Origin of the sequence: Bradyrhizobium sp. DOA9, from assembly GCF_000617845.2 — a bacterium.
GTDB lineage: Bacteria > Pseudomonadota > Alphaproteobacteria > Rhizobiales > Xanthobacteraceae > Bradyrhizobium.
On the sequence record NZ_DF820426.1, the window covers coordinates 61,581 to 76,214 of the forward strand.

Consider the following 14,634-nt stretch of genomic DNA (forward strand, 5'->3'; position numbering starts at 1 on the left):
GCGCCCGCTATAGTTGTGTGACCGCCCAACTTTGTCGGCTCCTCAGGATGTAAGAGGCATGGATGGCACGAGGCATCATTAGGGTCGTGCAGACTGGTAGCTCGATCCGACGGCCAGCGTGTCAGCGGCGCACGCTCATAGGTCTGGGACTGAACAAAATTGGACGCATGCGAACCTTGGAGAACACCCGTTGCGTTCACGGGATGATCGACAAGGTCAGGCACATGCTAAAGATCCTTGTCGAAATCAGTGGGCTCTCCTCCCGCCGCTTCAACGCACTCGCAGGCTATGCGCGCAATCCAGCGACGGTTACCGTTTTCGAAGAAGCGGAATGGTACATCACCGGAGATGAACGGGTCATCGGCATGGTCGTGCGAGACCTCGAAGACGATGACTGGGGCTGGATCATTCTGGGCCGCGACGAACGGCTGCGCTTTCGCGCAATCGACGCGAACAGTTCCATGGCTTCCATCGCGGACGCGCGGCGCGACCTCATGGAAGAAATGGAACTTTATAACGGTGAGCCCGACAAAGCCTTCCACCAAGGTGACGCACTGGGCGCGGCCATGGATTTCCTCACGCCTGTCGTTTCACTGGATCGACTAAATCCAGGTTTCCGTATCGTGCGTTCGGAGGCCCGCTACTCGCCGGCCCGCGAGATCATCGAAGCTATGATGCGATTCTACGTGGACATGGATGGCAATTTTGTCGAGCAATTCCAGACGACGGCGTTCGACGCGCGACTTTGGGAACTATATCTGTTTGCGACCTTTGCAGAGCTCGGTTACGCACCTGCGCCGGAACTTGCTATTCCCGACTTCATTTTCTGGGGCCCGGATGGCGCGATCGGAATCGAAGCAACGTCTGTGAACCCAGGCGCGGTAGTCCCCCTGCCCGCCAGTCCTCAGGAGTTGATGGCTTACATCGAAAACTACGTGCCGATCCGACTTGGCCGAGTTTTGCGCCGAAAGCTCGAGCACCCGACGCCGTATTGGGAAAGAGCCGAAATGGACGGAATTCCGTTCGTGATCGCGGTGCAAGACTTCCATAGTCCCGGCGCGATGAGGTTCATCTCGGCGGCCATGAGCGACTATGTATTCGGCGTTCGGCACAATCTGGACGATGGCAGCCCCGAACTCATCGACGAGCATGTTTGGGGTGAGCTTCGCGAGCAGTCCGGCTTCTTCTCATTCCCGAATGCGGAGAATGTCTCGGCCGTGATCGTTAATGCTCAAGGCACGCTACCAAAATTCAACCGGCTCGGTTATCTCGCCGGCTTTGGCAGCAAGCATGTACGGATGGTGCGCAGAGGCGTTGCGCAAGATGAACAGCATGGAATGCCGTTTGTTCAAGTCGTTCACGCGCCGCGATATTCCGAGACTTGGGTTGAAGGCATGACCGTCTTTCACAATCCGGGCGCAAGGATTCCGCTCGATCCAGGTCTTATTCCGGGTGCCTGTCACCAGTTCCTTCAGCCAGACAATTCGATCGTGTCTCTGACGCCGCAGTTTCACCCAATGCTTTCAGAAACTGCGATATGGGTGGCCGGCCGAAGGAGACGTCATAAAAAGCTAGCAGGCTCCTATAAACAATAGCTCTCCTCTTCCGGCGATAAAATAAGAGTCATGTCGTCACTCGACGTATGGTTCCTGCGCTCCGGTTATCTGGTTCGCTCATTGCCTCGTGTTTTGTCGCGCCCCTCTGCATCGATGCCCTGCTCTGCATCGCGGCGCTGGGTATTGGCAAGCTCCGAAAGCTCGTTCTTCAACGCATGCCGGCGGGTTTCGATAGTGGGCATATCCTTAACAAATTGCCGAACTTCGCGAGCCAACTCACGATCGTCTGCCACTCGAGACCGCTCTAGCTCGACGGCATACTGAAGATATCGCCCTCGGATCGCCTCCTGACGCGACTTAATCTGTTCGTCCCAAGGGTTTTTGGCGGTCCTGCCACCCCTGACCTCCGATAGCACCTCCTTACGGGCGATCCGATCAACCTCGGGCGTGATCTTACGCTTGCGCATCGCACGAACCGTCCCGCGATCGGCCTTTCGAACCCGTCCTCGGGTGCGCCGCGGCGTTGCCTCCGCCGCGATCCCGCGAAGCCGGAGTTCGCCAGCAAACCGTTCCCGCCAGGCCTGAAGGTCCGCCTTGCGGGGATTGAGGCGCTTGCCGTTATGGCCCAGGGATCGGACGGTCAAGTGAACGTGGGGATGCTTGTCGTCGAGGTGCTGGACGAAGACGTAGTCGTGATTGTGCCCGAACGTCTCGATGGCAAACGCCCGGGCTGAATCCTTGACAGCGGCGGCATCGGTGCCAGCAGGCATCGACAGAATGATGTTGATCGAAAGCGATCCATCGCGGCGCCGCTTGTTATCAACACCAGCGTCATCCTCCCAGTGTTGCTGCAAGTCTTTCAATCCGGAACGACCAGTCAGCGCCGCGCCCTGTTCTGTTTCCGCATCGAGCTCACCGTTTCGCGTGATGTATGCAAGGTGTGACTTGAGATGCGCGACGTCCTTGGTGCGGCCGGTGATCTTGACCATCACCTCCGGTGCTCGGCGCACGATACGCTCGAGCTTTGCCCGCATCGCCGGCGTGAGGCGACCAGGAGTAGCCGGATCGGGGATATCCCACTCGGCCCGCCGCGGGCGCCGATTAGGCGTTTCCCAGACGTACGAGATCGGCGGAAGTTCGGACGCCAAGTCGTTCGGCCGCGGCGAGCGCCGGCTCATCGCCGTCCATCCCAATAATCTGCATTGCCGTGTAGGGCATTGCGCAACTGCGCGAGCTCTCTTTCGATGACCAATTTGGCCTCTTGAATTGCGGACGGATCGGGCTCGACCGCCCTGCCCTGCAGAACGCTGGTGTTTGCGGCACGCGCGATCTGGTTGATGTTGCCGCCGACCCGGTTCAGCTCGCGAACGATCGCGCGAAGCGCCTCGTGCTCGCTCGGCGAATGCTGCACCGGTGATGCCAACCGCGAGCGCACCAATGCGACGATCCAGCCGGTTCGGGTCATGCCGCGCTGATGTGACACTTCCGCGAGCTGCCGCATCTCGCTCTCCCGAAATCGCACCGTCACCTTCTCCGGTCGTCCGACCGGCAACGCCAACATGCGCGGCGCTGGCGCAGCCAGTGCATCAGCAATGAGGCGCCGCAGCAGCGCGGATTTTCCGCCCTGTGTCGCCGCAAGAGCGGAGAACTGCACCGCGACTTCGTCGGAGACGCGAAGCGAGATCAGAGCCATGCAGTCCAATCCCAATCGCGATGTAATACATCGCTGGCGCGAAGCCTATCCTGCACTAGAAAGAACGAATCCCTCCACCCTCTCCATGTTGGTTCAAACCAACCAGCTCGGCAATCAAAGCTCGGCATTTGCTGCAGGTGAGATCCAACCCAGGCGACGATCGATGCGGAGCATTCCTCACGGAATGGTGCAGCCATCACCCCTACCCTTTGCATTGCTCGAACGCTGCGCGTGCGGATCGGCAACACTGGCACCGAGCATGTGGACCGCGGCTTTCCAGCAGCCTCCGGCCTCTCTACGGCGCTGTGGGGGGCGCGTTCGGCCTCCGGCTGCTGCGCTAACGCGCCATCCTTCGGATGGGAAATCCGCTCCGCCGGCGTGCCAAGCGCAGCAGCGTTTCTGAGGAGACAGTCTAAGGCCTGACTCATGCGAAAATGATCTCTTCGATCTTGATGGTCGATACCGGAACCTCTTCCGCTTCCTCTGCGCCATCGACCAATAGCATGGCATGGCGTGATCCTTGAGACGCGAGCCGATCGACAAGAAGACAGCCGGCGCGATCTTGGTGGCGCACTCTGATCGTCACTGATGAACTCATTCGCTCATTTCGATGGACCGAAGACTTGGAACGTTTCTCCGCGGCCGCCTTTACACGGTGTCTCTCTATGGGTCGCAATGCGACTTGCGGTGCGATCGGCCCTCGTGCCGATTGAGGTCCAGCGGCGCCTTCCCTACCCGCGTGAGAGCCGCCAACTTCGCTGCGAATTTTGCGAGCCAGCTGGCGGGCGTGGGCGTCGGTGAAGCTCTTCTGTGCTGCACATACGGTCTCGACGGCGTTGGGCTGCTCACGCCAAGCCTGGTAGAGCTCATACACAGCACGGATTGACGAGCCGGCAAGCTTCGACCGGAGAAATTCCGGCATACTTTGGACCGACGCGTAGCGAGACACCCAGTCCCTGGACTTGCCGAGCTTGCGCGAGATGTCAGCCTGGTTATCACCCTGCTCCAAGCGGTCCGCGACGAATGCCGCAATTTCGGGGGCGTTGAGGTCATCCCGCTGGATGTTTTCAATCATCTGAACATAGCGATCCGCAGAACCAGCGGCATGAACGAAAGCCGGGATGTCACGGAGCCCGGCGCGCTTGGCAGCGCGGTACCGCCTCGCACCCATGACGATCACATACCGGCCTTCGTCGGTCCCCTGCCGCAGTACGATCGGTTGCAGCACGCCATGCTGAAGGACCGATTCCGTAAGCTCAACGAGTTTCTGTTCGTCGAAGCTGCGACGGGGCTGGCCTGGATCTTCGTCAATGCGATCGATGGAGATGGAAGTCGGTCGCCCGGTTGCGGCGACACCATCTTCCGCGGCGTCGATAAGCTGCTTAAAGCTGAGATCAAGCGCCATGTGGCGTCTCGTTCATCTGAGCGACAATCTTGGCGAGAACATCACGGATTTCGCGACCGGCCTCCTGCGCAGAGCGGCGCTTGAGCTTCCAAACCGGCAGGCGTTCCGCAACGGCCTCAGCGTAGCCATCCCTTGCAACGATCTGGCCGGGGAACACATATTTGCCGGCCTCGCGCAAGAGCTGTTCAAGATGCGTCCTTTGACGGGGCGATTTCGTATTGAAGTTCGAAGGCAGCAATCCGAGGAACTTCGTATCCTGGCGGCGATAACGCCTCTGCACGCCGATCACGGTCTGCATCAGACCTTTGACGCCCTTGATCGAATAGTCCTCCAGATAGATGGGCGCCAGCACGTGCGACGCCGCCACCAAGCAGCCGACACTGCGAACTCCAAGTGATGGCGGCGTATCGATGACGCAGGCATCGAACTGATCCGACGCGATAGCGAGGTTCTCTTGCAGTGTCGTTATGGCGGCTGCAGTGCTGCGATCGAGATCCGTCAGCGAGCTGTCGGCTGGTGCGAGCGTTAGGCCTTCGTCTTCTCGAGGTGCAATCCGCGTCCCCGGCTTGAACAAATCCGCGGCTAACGTTGAACCGGCATAGTGCCTCAACGTATCCGACGCATTGCTCTGCGCATCCACGTCGATCACGAGAACGCGGAGATTCGCTTCCGCCATGAACCAAGCCAAATGCACAGCAAGCGTCGTCTTGCCGACCCCGCCCTTTTGATTGTTGATGACAATGGTCTTCATCTTAAAATCCGGAATGGGTCTGGCGGCGCCGGGTGCATGTCCTCGTCCATCGTTTCGTGGAGGTGTTGGTTTGAACCAACAGCGATTGCGAATCCGATCACCAGAACGATCCCGAAATTCACCCGGCGAATCCCCTGCCAGAAGAGTCAGGTCAGTACATCGCCACCGGAAGGAACAAATTCTGGCAAGCGCGGCTGGGACCGTGCTCGTTGCTCGACCACTGCTGTCGACATGGTCGCGAGAGGATCGTCACGCGAATGCGCGGAGACCGCTTGCGGGCTCCGGGAGCGCCGCCGGGCGGCGCGAGTAGAGCTGTCCCCGGAGGGGCTCGCCCAAACGATTACCGCAGTATCACCCGTAGGCTGGCCTTATTGATCGGGAGCCCACTCTCCTTAAGCATTGGCGCCTATTCAATTCGGCATATTCGGCGGTTTCGCATGTACTGGATGAAAGTCGCGTCTTGGGGCTTAGGCGTTCTGAGTGTTATGCTTTTGCTCGCTGACATTATAGGCATCTGGAGAGCAGTTGTAGTCTACCGAGTTCTAGCTGTCGTACTCATAGCTCAGGCCGTCATGTCCTCTCTGTTGTTGCCAGATCCTCGTAAGGATTGGATTGAGCCCGCAATAACCACGGAATTGGGCGCCCTTCGTGCACTCGAAAGGGAACGGCCTCGGGCGCCAAGGCTCTAGACCCGGCGACAGACCAAGCAATCGTGGGGGAAGCCCTATTCTGCAAGCGCTCCGGAAAACTTGCCAATCCTTGCAGGGTAGCGCTGCGGATCGCTGATCTTCGATTCAGCATCGCCGCATCGACGCCGTCTACGAAGCCGACCCTGTTCAGAGAAATGTCGCTGATCCGCAATTGGGACCGATCGCCACGAATGGCCAGACCATGGTGCAGACCTTCGACGGCAGTGCGGAGACAGTCGAAGCGTTCGAACGGCTGTAACGCGCCAAGCGGAGGCGCGGTTACGCTGCAATGGACGGAAGGCTGCCATAGTCTGACAATTTTTCGGGGATTGCGGCACTGCTTGTGATGCCGGCTCTATCTGTTCCACGGCCTTGATGTCAGACGAGCAAAATCGAAACAACACGGAGCGCGTCCAATGACGACTGCCAATGAGATCGCTGAAAAGATTGCAGCCGAGAACGACCTGACAAAGGCTCAGGCGAAGTCCATTGTCGATAGCGTGTTCAAGGCCATCGCTGATGCAGCCGTAAGCGGAGCCGAGACCAGCCTTCCTGGGTTCGGAAAGTTCAAGGTCAAGGATAGCCCTGCCCGTGAGGGCCGCAATCCCTCGACCGGCGCAGCGATTGCGATCGCAGCTTCGAAAAAGCTGACGTTTACACCTGCCAAAGCCATGAAAGATGTTCTGAACGGAGGAGCGGCCCCTACCGACGAAGCATCTTAAGTCGCAAGACGAGGGGGCTTATGCCCCCTCCTCGGCCGCGAGCGCTTCGTCCCGTTGGCGGATGAGCTCCGCCAGTTCGAGTTCAAGCACCTTGCGCTCTGCCGGCGTGAATGCGCAGTCGCGCAGCTCGGCGCGCAACTCTTCAATGGTGTCGATGGTCATGATCGCATCTCCAGTCGAAGGGAGCGGGCCCCGCCTCGCGGCGGAGCCCACTGGCTGAGCCTCAGTCCCGGTTGGGCCGGGACCAGATCAGCTGGAGACCTTCCGCACCTTCGACCTCGGTCAGGGTGGCGTAGATCGGGGCGGGGAAGCTCGGATCGTCCAGCTTGACGGAGAGGTAGTCGCGCTCAGTGTCCTTGGCGGTCTTCTGCCAGGCCGCGCCCAACTCGACGTTGCCCGAGTAGATGCGGAAGTGCGGTCCCTTGTCGGAAGGGTTCTCGACGCGGATCAGCTTGGCCTTGACGTTGAGGTTGAGCGTCTTGATCGCGCCGGAGAAGCCGTTGCCCGTGGAGGTGAAGGTGCCGATGGTAGCCATTGTCTCATTCCCTGTGTTTTCTCGGGCCGCGCCTATCGCGACCTCGATGGCGGTCGTGAGACCGGAGGCGATCGACCTGCACCCAAAGGGCCGAAATGAAATGGAGGGCGGCCGGCAGCGACTTTCTTGCACCGCGAGGAATGGCGCGCAGCGCCAGGGGAAGAAAGTCGAGGACGGGCGTTGCAGGGACAAGATCGAGAGCCCGCGAAGCGGGATCGGCCTTCGGTCAGACCAGCCTCTATCGAGGACGCAGATGGGTGCGCCCATCGCGAAAACACATGGAATGAAGACAGCGGCCCGATCAGCGGTTCGGGTCTCAACGCAACGGCCGTCGCAGCGAAACGTAGTTCACCTCAGCAGGCCACCTAAGCGCCGCGTCATCCCTTACAAAGGGCCCTGTCGCTGTCAGCAACATCGGCGTACCTGTCGAAGTGGCCATCGCAAGATCGATAACGAGGCTGCCGACGTTCTCGCCATGCGGATGCAACCCCGGTCCTCCGCATCCATGCGACCGACACGCCCTGCGAAGCGTGAAACAGATGCTAGCGTCGGTGGACGTGCCGGCCGCCGAGTCCGGGAGGATTCCGCCGGCACGCGCGACGGAACGAAGCTCGGCGTGCGGTTGCAACGCCACAACATTGGTGCGGGTTGTGAGCACGATCGACGTCAACAGCGATCCGGCTGCCGGGCTCGATTTCTGTTCGAACGTTACTTGGCCGGGGGCCGCAGCGGACTTTCCGCCCATTTCCGGGCGGCGGGATCGAGCAGCGGATCGTCTTCGCAGGCCACGCAGACGTAGCGCGGTCGGCCCGGCGACGACGTCGTCGGGCACAGCCGTCATCGGCTTCCCGCACTTCGGGCACAGCTTCCGGCTCAGGTAGAGCGGAGTCATGGCTTTTCCTGCCGGGACCAGCTCTGTTGTCGGTGCGCCGCGAGCACAAGTAGATCGCCGAAACTTGTCCGTATGCACCAGACCGCTTGACGTGGAGCGCATCCAGCATTGAAATCCGGCTTTCAGTGATGTTGCGGGGGTGGCGTCGTGGAAGAATTTTACAGGAGCTTCGCGCAGCGGGCTCGCGATCTAGCCGAGAATGCGGACCCATTCACTAAGCGGCGGCTACTCGACCTGGCCCAACGATACGACCTGAAGAGCAGACCAGGATCACCCGGCGGACGATCCATCCCGCCCCCGCGCGCAACGCCACCGACCGTGCTGTTCTCCGGCTCCGGCGAGGCCTGACGAAAAGCTCGCAGTGCAGATCGTGCGCGCGCTGTTAGTCGATGTTCTGCCGCTCCCCATCTCCTTCCTTCACATCGCGTCACGGTGCCGCCCGCGCCCTCCGGCGGCATCGCTTCTATCGAACCATCGAACACTTCAATCGCGCCCGCAGTGCTGTTCGCGTCCCGCGGTTCCGGAGACGCAGTCGCAGGGCGTCGGAACGCCCGCTCGCCGCTAGGAAACCTGTTTATCATTCGCCGTCTTTTGCTTCTTCCAGAGCGCCATGATCTGCGGTCCGATGGAATAATTGCCGGCCCTAGCTTTCGCCGTAAGACCCCGCAGGTATCCGCCCGGGCTTTTGACTTCCGCCGAGCGTTGCAGGATCGCGGCGACCGTAACCGCTGCATCGCCCTCCCCCATCGCGTCCACGGCGTCTTCCCAGGCGCTCGGGCTGACCCCCAGCGCCGATCGAACAACCGCGGCCGTCGCGATGAATTCGGGCCAGCTTCCGATTCCTGTCCGCGAGTACATCGTGATGTCAGGGCAAGCCTTGAGGATCAGCCCCAACGGGAATCCCGTCGTCTGTTGGCTCCTCCTCTCCGGCACCGGTTGGGTTTCACCGATCGGCCCCCCGCCTTTTTGGGAGGCTGGTTCAAGTTCAACAAAGGGTTCTGGATTTGAATTCTGATAGTGCGCGCCGGAATGGCTGTCATTGCCGTCCATTTTCTGTGCAGAGAGATGAGAATCCAACAGTTTGCCTGCGTCTGCGGCGAGGCGCTCCAAGCTCTCGGCCAGAGGCTCGAGGAGGCCTAGTCCGACGGCGCGCGGCAAGCGGCCACTGAGACCGGCAAAGCGCCTCCGGATATCCCCCCAGTCGCCCGGGGCCCCCTCCTCCGCCGCAACGGCAATCATCTTGGCGATATCCCGCCGGAGTATCGAGACACGCTCCCGCGCCAGGGCGATGGTGCGGCGCTCGATCCTCACCTCGTCGGCCAGGCGATCGAACTCCTCGGCCCGCGCAACGATCGGCGTCAGATCGAACCCGAACGCCTGCTCGATTGTGCCATCGCCAGATCGCCGAGCGTATCGCTTTCCGTTGGGGCTATCGCGGCGGATGATGAGCCCCGCGTTGACCAACGCGAACAGATGCCGGCGGAGCGTGGTCCCTGCCATGCCGTGCGTGCGTTCGCTCAGCGACGCATTCGAGGGGAAGACAACGAGGTTGCCAGGGGTGAGAGCCGTCTCGGGTAGACACGTCAGCAATGCGTTGAGCACGGTCAGCGCACGATCCGAGATATCGAGCCGATCCCTCGCATCGGTGATCGCGCGGAAGATCTTCCACTTGTGAACTACCCTGTCTTCAGGGCATGTCTTCGCGGCCGCCTGGCTCGCCACCATGGCAAGCGTCAACGTCCGCCGCCCGAAGGGCGTCGTTGGGTGACTGTCGGTCATGTTCTTCGCCTTTCCAGGCAAAGAAAAAGCGCTCGGCGAATCGATACCGCAGCAAATACGCTTGACTGGGATTCGCGTCCGTGATTCTCTAAGGCTGCTTACACGTTAGAGAAGGCTTCCGGGGCGGAGACGTTTCGGGGGCCTTTTTCTTTGCATTCTACTCCTCTGTTAAAATCGATACTCCTACTGATCGCGCGGCCAGCCTTCGTTGCTGGCTGCGCCATGTTCTGCACGAGCCTCGGGAAAGCGCCTACGCAGTTCCCTTGAGGTACTCCACGTAGAGTTCACCTAGTCGCCCCACGACGAATTCACCGAACCCGGGGGCGACCTTCTCGTTTACCGCGAGTGTTGTCTTTTCTGTTTTGCGTTCGATCGAGGCGACCGCCTTGCCGTCGACCGATGTCCAAGACTCGGGTTCCGTTCGCTGCGGCCTAGGGGCAAGCGCTGCGCATACGGCAAGGAAGCGCGCATCGGAATTTTTACTGCGAAAGGCCTGGCTCGAGATCAGCGGCGCCAAGTCGCCGATTGCATCCTTGCCTTGAAGCAGGGATTCGAGCTCCATCCAACGTCTCCGGCCAGTTTTCGGCGCTGGGCCGATTGCCTCGATCAGCGCACGCGGAATGGCGCGGCCGACCGAGATCAGGCGGGAGAGTTCGGTCTTGTCGACGCTGAGGGCGGAGCCGATCGTGTCACGCTTGAACTCGCGGTCCTCGAGAGTGACGGCGTATATTGCCCTCTCGATGAACGAAAGATCCTTCCGTTCGCCGTTCTCCTTGCCTTGCGCCACCACGAGCTCTTCGTCGGTCATCTTCCTGATGACCGCACGGACCGGCCTTCCGAGTGCCTTCAGCGCCCTCACCCGGCGATGACCGTAAGCCGTCTGGTAGCGGGCCGGCTGGCTCGGATGAGGACGCAGTAGAACGGGAACGAGCTGGCCGTTGGCGGAGATCGATTGGACCAGAGCCTCGTGCTCCTCGTCCGTACCAGGCATCCGGTCGGGCACGATCGATGCGTCGATCACCGAGGGATCGATTTCGAGCACTGTCTCGCCATTGGCGAATTGATCGGCCAGCGCTCTCGCCGCTTCGCTCTCGGCCGTCAGTCGCTCAAGCGATCGGCTCATGGCTCCGACAACGCCGCGCCCGCCGAGGGTCGGCTGGGGTGCCCTCCCCTCCTCCGCCAGCGGCGCGCTCGGAGCGGCCTGCGGAGGATCGCTGAGCAGATCGCTGAGTAGGTTCTTGCGTCCCATCAGGTTCTCCCCCAAGCCACTTGCATGAGATTCTGGATCTCCCCATTGACGCCGTCGAGCGACTCCATCGCGCGGTCGTAGGTCGATCGCGTGAACTGTTCGCGAGGCACCTCGTAGAGGGTTTGCTTGGTGATGCCGGCGTCGCTGATTGCGGTGCTTTTCAGCATCATGTTGGTGATCATGCGATCGCCGAAAAGCGATCTCATGAAGCCGACCATCTGCGCCTGCGGACCGTCGCCGGGTTCGTAGCGGGTTACGAGATATCTCATCCAATCGTAGTTCATGTTGCCGCCGGCTTTCGCGACGACTTCGAGCAAGTCCGAGGTCATCAGGAGAAACTGCGACATCGACATCACGTCGAGCATCTGGGGATGCACGGGGATGAGGACGGCGGTCGCGGCGCATAGTGCCGATAGCGTAAGGAATCCCAGCTGGGGCGGACAATCGATGACCACGGCGTCGTAATTCGCCTCCACCGATCCGAGCACCGTCGCCACCCTTGCGAAGAAGAGTGGATCTCCGGATTGCCGCTGGGCTAGAGCCTTGGGCGTCTCGTGCTCGAACTCCATCAGTTCGATGTTCGCTGGCACGATATCCAGAAGCGGGAAGTAGGTCCGTCGAATGATGTCGCTCAGCTCGCGGCGGCTGTCGTCGTAGCGGATGGCACCATACAAGGTGCCGTTCTCTTCGACGTCGAATTCGGGCTGGTATCCATGCAGAGCCGACAAGGACGCCTGAGGATCGAGGTCGACGGCAAGAACGCGATGTCCCTGCAAGGCGAGGTGCTGGGCCAAGTGCGCCGCGCTCGTGGTCTTGCCGCTGCCGCCTTTGAAGTTGACGACGGCTATGACCTGCAGATGCTCGCCTTCCCTGCGCGTCGGCAGATATCGGCGCGAGGCCTTTCCGGTCTCGTCGAGATACGTCCGAAGGGCCTGGATGTCGCCCAAGGAATAGAGACGTCGCCCGGCCGGGCCGATCTCGGGCTCGGGTCCCTTCTTCTCAAGCGACAACTGCCGCAAATAGGAGTCGTTCACGCCGATCAACTTGGCCGCTTCGCCGGACGAGAATCGACGTAAGGTTTTGGCGGCTTTCGGCGGGAAGAGTTTCAGTCTATGGGCGACAAGCTTCGCCGACAGCTCGCGAGCATCCGCGGCGATCAGTTCATGGATCGCGCGAGGCTCATTTAACGCCGAATGCTCGGCGACAGTTTGTTCCGTCAAAGACACGGCGGCATCTCGTGGTTACGACATTTTGCCGAAAACTCTACATTTGGCGTTAGTAACTCCGATTCTCTACCGTTCGGCAATGAAGAAAGGGTTAACGAGACATTAAGGCGGGACGCCTCGGCTTAGGCTAACGAACCAGTCGTGCAAGGGCCGAGCTCTGCATGCATCGCAATTCAAAGAAGCTGCAACAATGCGGCCGCCGAAGCGGTCCCCTGCTCGGCGAAATTCGTCCTCAATCCCCTCACCTATTTGAGAAGTGGTCTCGGCGAGACTGCTCGAGGTCTCACGCCCAGGCACCCTGCCGGCCGCAGTTACTCGGCGCCATCAGCGACAACATCGCGGCTCCCTAGCCGCCGGACATCCTGCCGCGGAAGGCGCTATACCTTCAAAATCCACGGATACCGCCATGAAGGTTTCTTCCGCCGATCGATAAGCTCCTGCCTGTTCAATGCAGTCTGTCTCTGGGATAGAATATCTTGGAGTGCGCGGCGAAAGTTCTCGCCCCCTGACGAGTTGAAAGGGCTTACTATCTCAAGGGAGAGCCCTTCTCTCAAGACTCCGAACCATTCGTTGGCTAGATCGAAGGGCACCTTTCCTGGTCGGGCCGATCGTTGATTGCCTGACGTTCTGCGCTGTCTCGATGCAGCGGAGAGCGTGAATCTCCACAGGGCGTCACCGAATTTCCTCGTGGGGCTTGGCGGGCTCTGCGACCTTCGAGCCACTCCACTCCTCGCGTCGACTGCGTGCCCATGCCGACGTTCCGCACCAGATCGGCACGCCGCAGCTCCGAACGGGTCCGTGAGGCCAGTTTCGAACTCTGCGATTTGCAGTCGACTCAGGCTCTGCTTGTTGAAGCTGACCTTGGCCCACAGATTTTCGATTTTAGGCAAACCGAGGGATTTCGACGGCCGCGCGCACTGAACGTCCAGCCCCATCGCGCGGCCTCTTTGACACGGGCAGGGGACCGCGTCGTGTGTGACGCGTTGGCAAAGTTGACCGCGGTCAACTTTTCCAACGCGAGGTTTACCGTGCTTCGGATCCGTCTCTCGTTTTGCCAAAGGTGAGCCGCAGGAAGTCTGGGCGGTGGGCCGCCCTTCTGCGGTAATATATAACCTCCATCTCGACCAGCCAACACTTGCACTCCGAAGCTGAAAGTTGACCGCGGTCAACAAACTGGAGAAGTTCTGCCCCCCCTGGCGGACGTCCGGAAATCTGAACGTCAGGCCGCTCATTTGAAGGGGAAGCCGCACAATTTGCAGCAGGTCTTCAAATAGGTGTATTTGACATGCTATCTAAGAATACACGACGGCGGATAGATGAGCGCGATGGCTTTCCATATTAAGAGTCCCGAGACCGACGCGCTGCCCCGCAGGGTCGCGGCGCTCAAGAAGATCGGGCTCACAGAGGCCGTGCATACGGCGCTCGCTCACGAGCTGGAACGTGAGCAGGGAAAGCCTTCCTTGGTCGATCTGGGCGTCCAGTTCTGTCGCGATCTCCGGGCCAGGGGCAATTCGGAAAACGGCAAGCCGGCAGACAAGGCATTCCGCGATTGCCTTTACGGGATGACTGATGTTTATCGATGCCTAGGCGCTGACCGCCATGTTGACCGACGAAGACGAAGCGCGGGAGCTGTTGGCGCGCCTTCACCAAGCGGCGACGCGCCTGACCTCGCCGCTGGCAGTGTGGGAGGCAGCGATTGCCGTAGCCCGAGTGTTTAGCCTCCCGATCTCTGAGACTAGCGAAGCAGTCGAGAGTTATCTGGCCCTGATGGAGATCAAGATCGTGCAAGTGCCACCCGAAACGGCTCGGATCGCGCTCGACGCATTTGACCGTTACGGAAAGGGCCGGCACCCGGCACGGCTCAATTTCGGGGACTGTTTTGCCTACGCATGCGCCCGCCATTTAGGGGAGCCATTGATGTTCAAAGGCACCGATTTCCCGCAGACTGACATCGAAGCTGCGTGACGCCGTCGGCCCTGGAGTGCTCACGGCAAGTGCAAGCCAGGACGAGAGATTCAAATCCAAGTCGATGACCGGCCAACGATTCGAAGGGCAGGGGCCTTCCGAGGAAGAGGGTCTGTCTAAAACCACCAAAATCGATGGCGGCACTGGCCGTGTCGGTGGCCGCGGTCGGGTA

The 14,634-nt window shown here is 60.4% G+C and carries 15 protein-coding genes; 5 read left to right on the top strand and 10 right to left on the bottom strand.

Features of this window, described 5'->3' with window-relative positions; all coding sequences use genetic code 11:
* Positions 1-62 precede the first annotated feature (62 nt).
* A complete protein-coding gene (gene rpmD / locus BDOA9_RS40190; RefSeq protein ID WP_082847949.1) occupies positions 63-1,595 on the top strand; it encodes a 50S ribosomal protein L30 in 1,533 nt (510 codons plus the stop codon).
* A 65-nt stretch (positions 1,596-1,660) separates the two neighbouring features.
* Here rpmD and BDOA9_RS33650 read toward each other — a convergent pair whose 3' ends face one another.
* The 4 genes from BDOA9_RS33650 to BDOA9_RS33665 all read right to left on the bottom strand — a co-directional run bounded on the left by BDOA9_RS33650 (position 1,661) and on the right by BDOA9_RS33665 (position 5,405).
* Positions 1,661-2,734, bottom strand: a complete 1,074-nt coding sequence (locus tag BDOA9_RS33650) for a relaxase/mobilization nuclease domain-containing protein (RefSeq protein ID WP_042336981.1) — start codon at positions 2,732-2,734, stop codon at positions 1,661-1,663.
* Entirely contained in the window at positions 2,731-3,249 is a 519-nt protein-coding gene (locus tag BDOA9_RS40195) for a plasmid mobilization protein (protein WP_025038348.1), read from the bottom strand. Before BDOA9_RS40195 ends, BDOA9_RS33650 begins: the two co-directional genes overlap by 4 nt.
* A 424-nt stretch (positions 3,250-3,673) precedes the next feature.
* Positions 3,674-4,654: a ParB/RepB/Spo0J family partition protein gene (locus tag BDOA9_RS33660; protein ID WP_025038349.1), complete on the bottom strand. Its 981-nt coding sequence runs from the start codon at positions 4,652-4,654 to the stop codon at positions 3,674-3,676.
* On the bottom strand, positions 4,644-5,405 hold the full coding sequence (locus tag BDOA9_RS33665) for a ParA family protein (protein WP_025038350.1): 762 nt from the start codon (positions 5,403-5,405) through the stop codon (positions 4,644-4,646). Before BDOA9_RS33665 ends, BDOA9_RS33660 begins: the two co-directional genes overlap by 11 nt.
* 1,105 nt (positions 5,406-6,510) lie before the next feature.
* On the opposite strand from BDOA9_RS33665, the gene BDOA9_RS33670 reads away from it, so the two are divergent.
* Positions 6,511-6,816 (top strand): HU family DNA-binding protein, encoded by a 306-nt coding sequence (locus tag BDOA9_RS33670; RefSeq protein ID WP_025038351.1) that lies wholly within the window; start codon positions 6,511-6,513, stop codon positions 6,814-6,816.
* Between the two features lie 18 nt (positions 6,817-6,834).
* Here BDOA9_RS33670 and BDOA9_RS39180 read toward each other — a convergent pair whose 3' ends face one another.
* The 3 genes from BDOA9_RS39180 to BDOA9_RS39620 all read right to left on the bottom strand — a co-directional run bounded on the left by BDOA9_RS39180 (position 6,835) and on the right by BDOA9_RS39620 (position 8,243).
* Positions 6,835-6,978 carry a hypothetical protein gene (locus BDOA9_RS39180; protein WP_166107416.1) on the bottom strand — a complete coding sequence of 48 codons (144 nt, stop codon included), beginning with the start codon at positions 6,976-6,978 and terminating at the stop codon, positions 6,835-6,837.
* 61 nt (positions 6,979-7,039) lie between these two features.
* Positions 7,040-7,351: a DUF736 domain-containing protein gene (locus BDOA9_RS33675; protein ID WP_018273795.1), complete on the bottom strand. Its 312-nt coding sequence runs from the start codon at positions 7,349-7,351 to the stop codon at positions 7,040-7,042.
* 316 nt (positions 7,352-7,667) lie between these two features.
* Entirely contained in the window at positions 7,668-8,243 is a 576-nt protein-coding gene (locus BDOA9_RS39620) for a hypothetical protein (protein ID WP_244521611.1), read from the bottom strand.
* A gap of 147 nt (positions 8,244-8,390) precedes the next feature.
* Here BDOA9_RS39620 and BDOA9_RS39625 point away from each other — a divergent pair, with 147 nt between their 5' ends.
* Positions 8,391-8,591, top strand: coding sequence for a hypothetical protein (locus BDOA9_RS39625; protein WP_082847950.1), 201 nt, complete (start codon positions 8,391-8,393; stop codon positions 8,589-8,591).
* Between the two features lie 213 nt (positions 8,592-8,804).
* On the opposite strand, the gene repC is transcribed toward BDOA9_RS39625, so the two are convergent.
* The 3 genes from repC to repA all read right to left on the bottom strand — a co-directional run bounded on the left by repC (position 8,805) and on the right by repA (position 12,491).
* Positions 8,805-10,022 (bottom strand): plasmid replication protein RepC, encoded by a 1,218-nt coding sequence (gene repC, locus BDOA9_RS33680; protein ID WP_025038352.1) that lies wholly within the window; start codon positions 10,020-10,022, stop codon positions 8,805-8,807.
* 250 nt (positions 10,023-10,272) lie between these two features.
* The gene (repB, locus tag BDOA9_RS33685; protein WP_025038353.1) at positions 10,273-11,271 is read right to left on the bottom strand and encodes a plasmid partitioning protein RepB; all 999 of its coding nucleotides are present in this window, start codon (positions 11,269-11,271) and stop codon (positions 10,273-10,275) included.
* Positions 11,271-12,491, bottom strand: a complete 1,221-nt coding sequence (gene repA, locus BDOA9_RS33690; protein ID WP_025038354.1) for a plasmid partitioning protein RepA — start codon at positions 12,489-12,491, stop codon at positions 11,271-11,273. Before repA ends, repB begins: the two co-directional genes overlap by 1 nt.
* Positions 12,492-13,822: 1,331 nt before the next feature.
* Here repA and BDOA9_RS39630 point away from each other — a divergent pair.
* Both BDOA9_RS39630 and BDOA9_RS33695 read left to right on the top strand, forming a co-directional pair.
* Positions 13,823-14,215: a type II toxin-antitoxin system VapB family antitoxin gene (locus BDOA9_RS39630; RefSeq protein ID WP_244521643.1), complete on the top strand. Its 393-nt coding sequence runs from the start codon at positions 13,823-13,825 to the stop codon at positions 14,213-14,215.
* The gene (locus BDOA9_RS33695; RefSeq protein WP_244521612.1) at positions 14,097-14,462 is read left to right on the top strand and encodes a type II toxin-antitoxin system VapC family toxin; all 366 of its coding nucleotides are present in this window, start codon (positions 14,097-14,099) and stop codon (positions 14,460-14,462) included. The genes BDOA9_RS39630 and BDOA9_RS33695 overlap by 119 nt, the downstream gene beginning before the upstream one ends.
* The last annotated feature ends 172 nt before the right edge of the window (positions 14,463-14,634 follow it).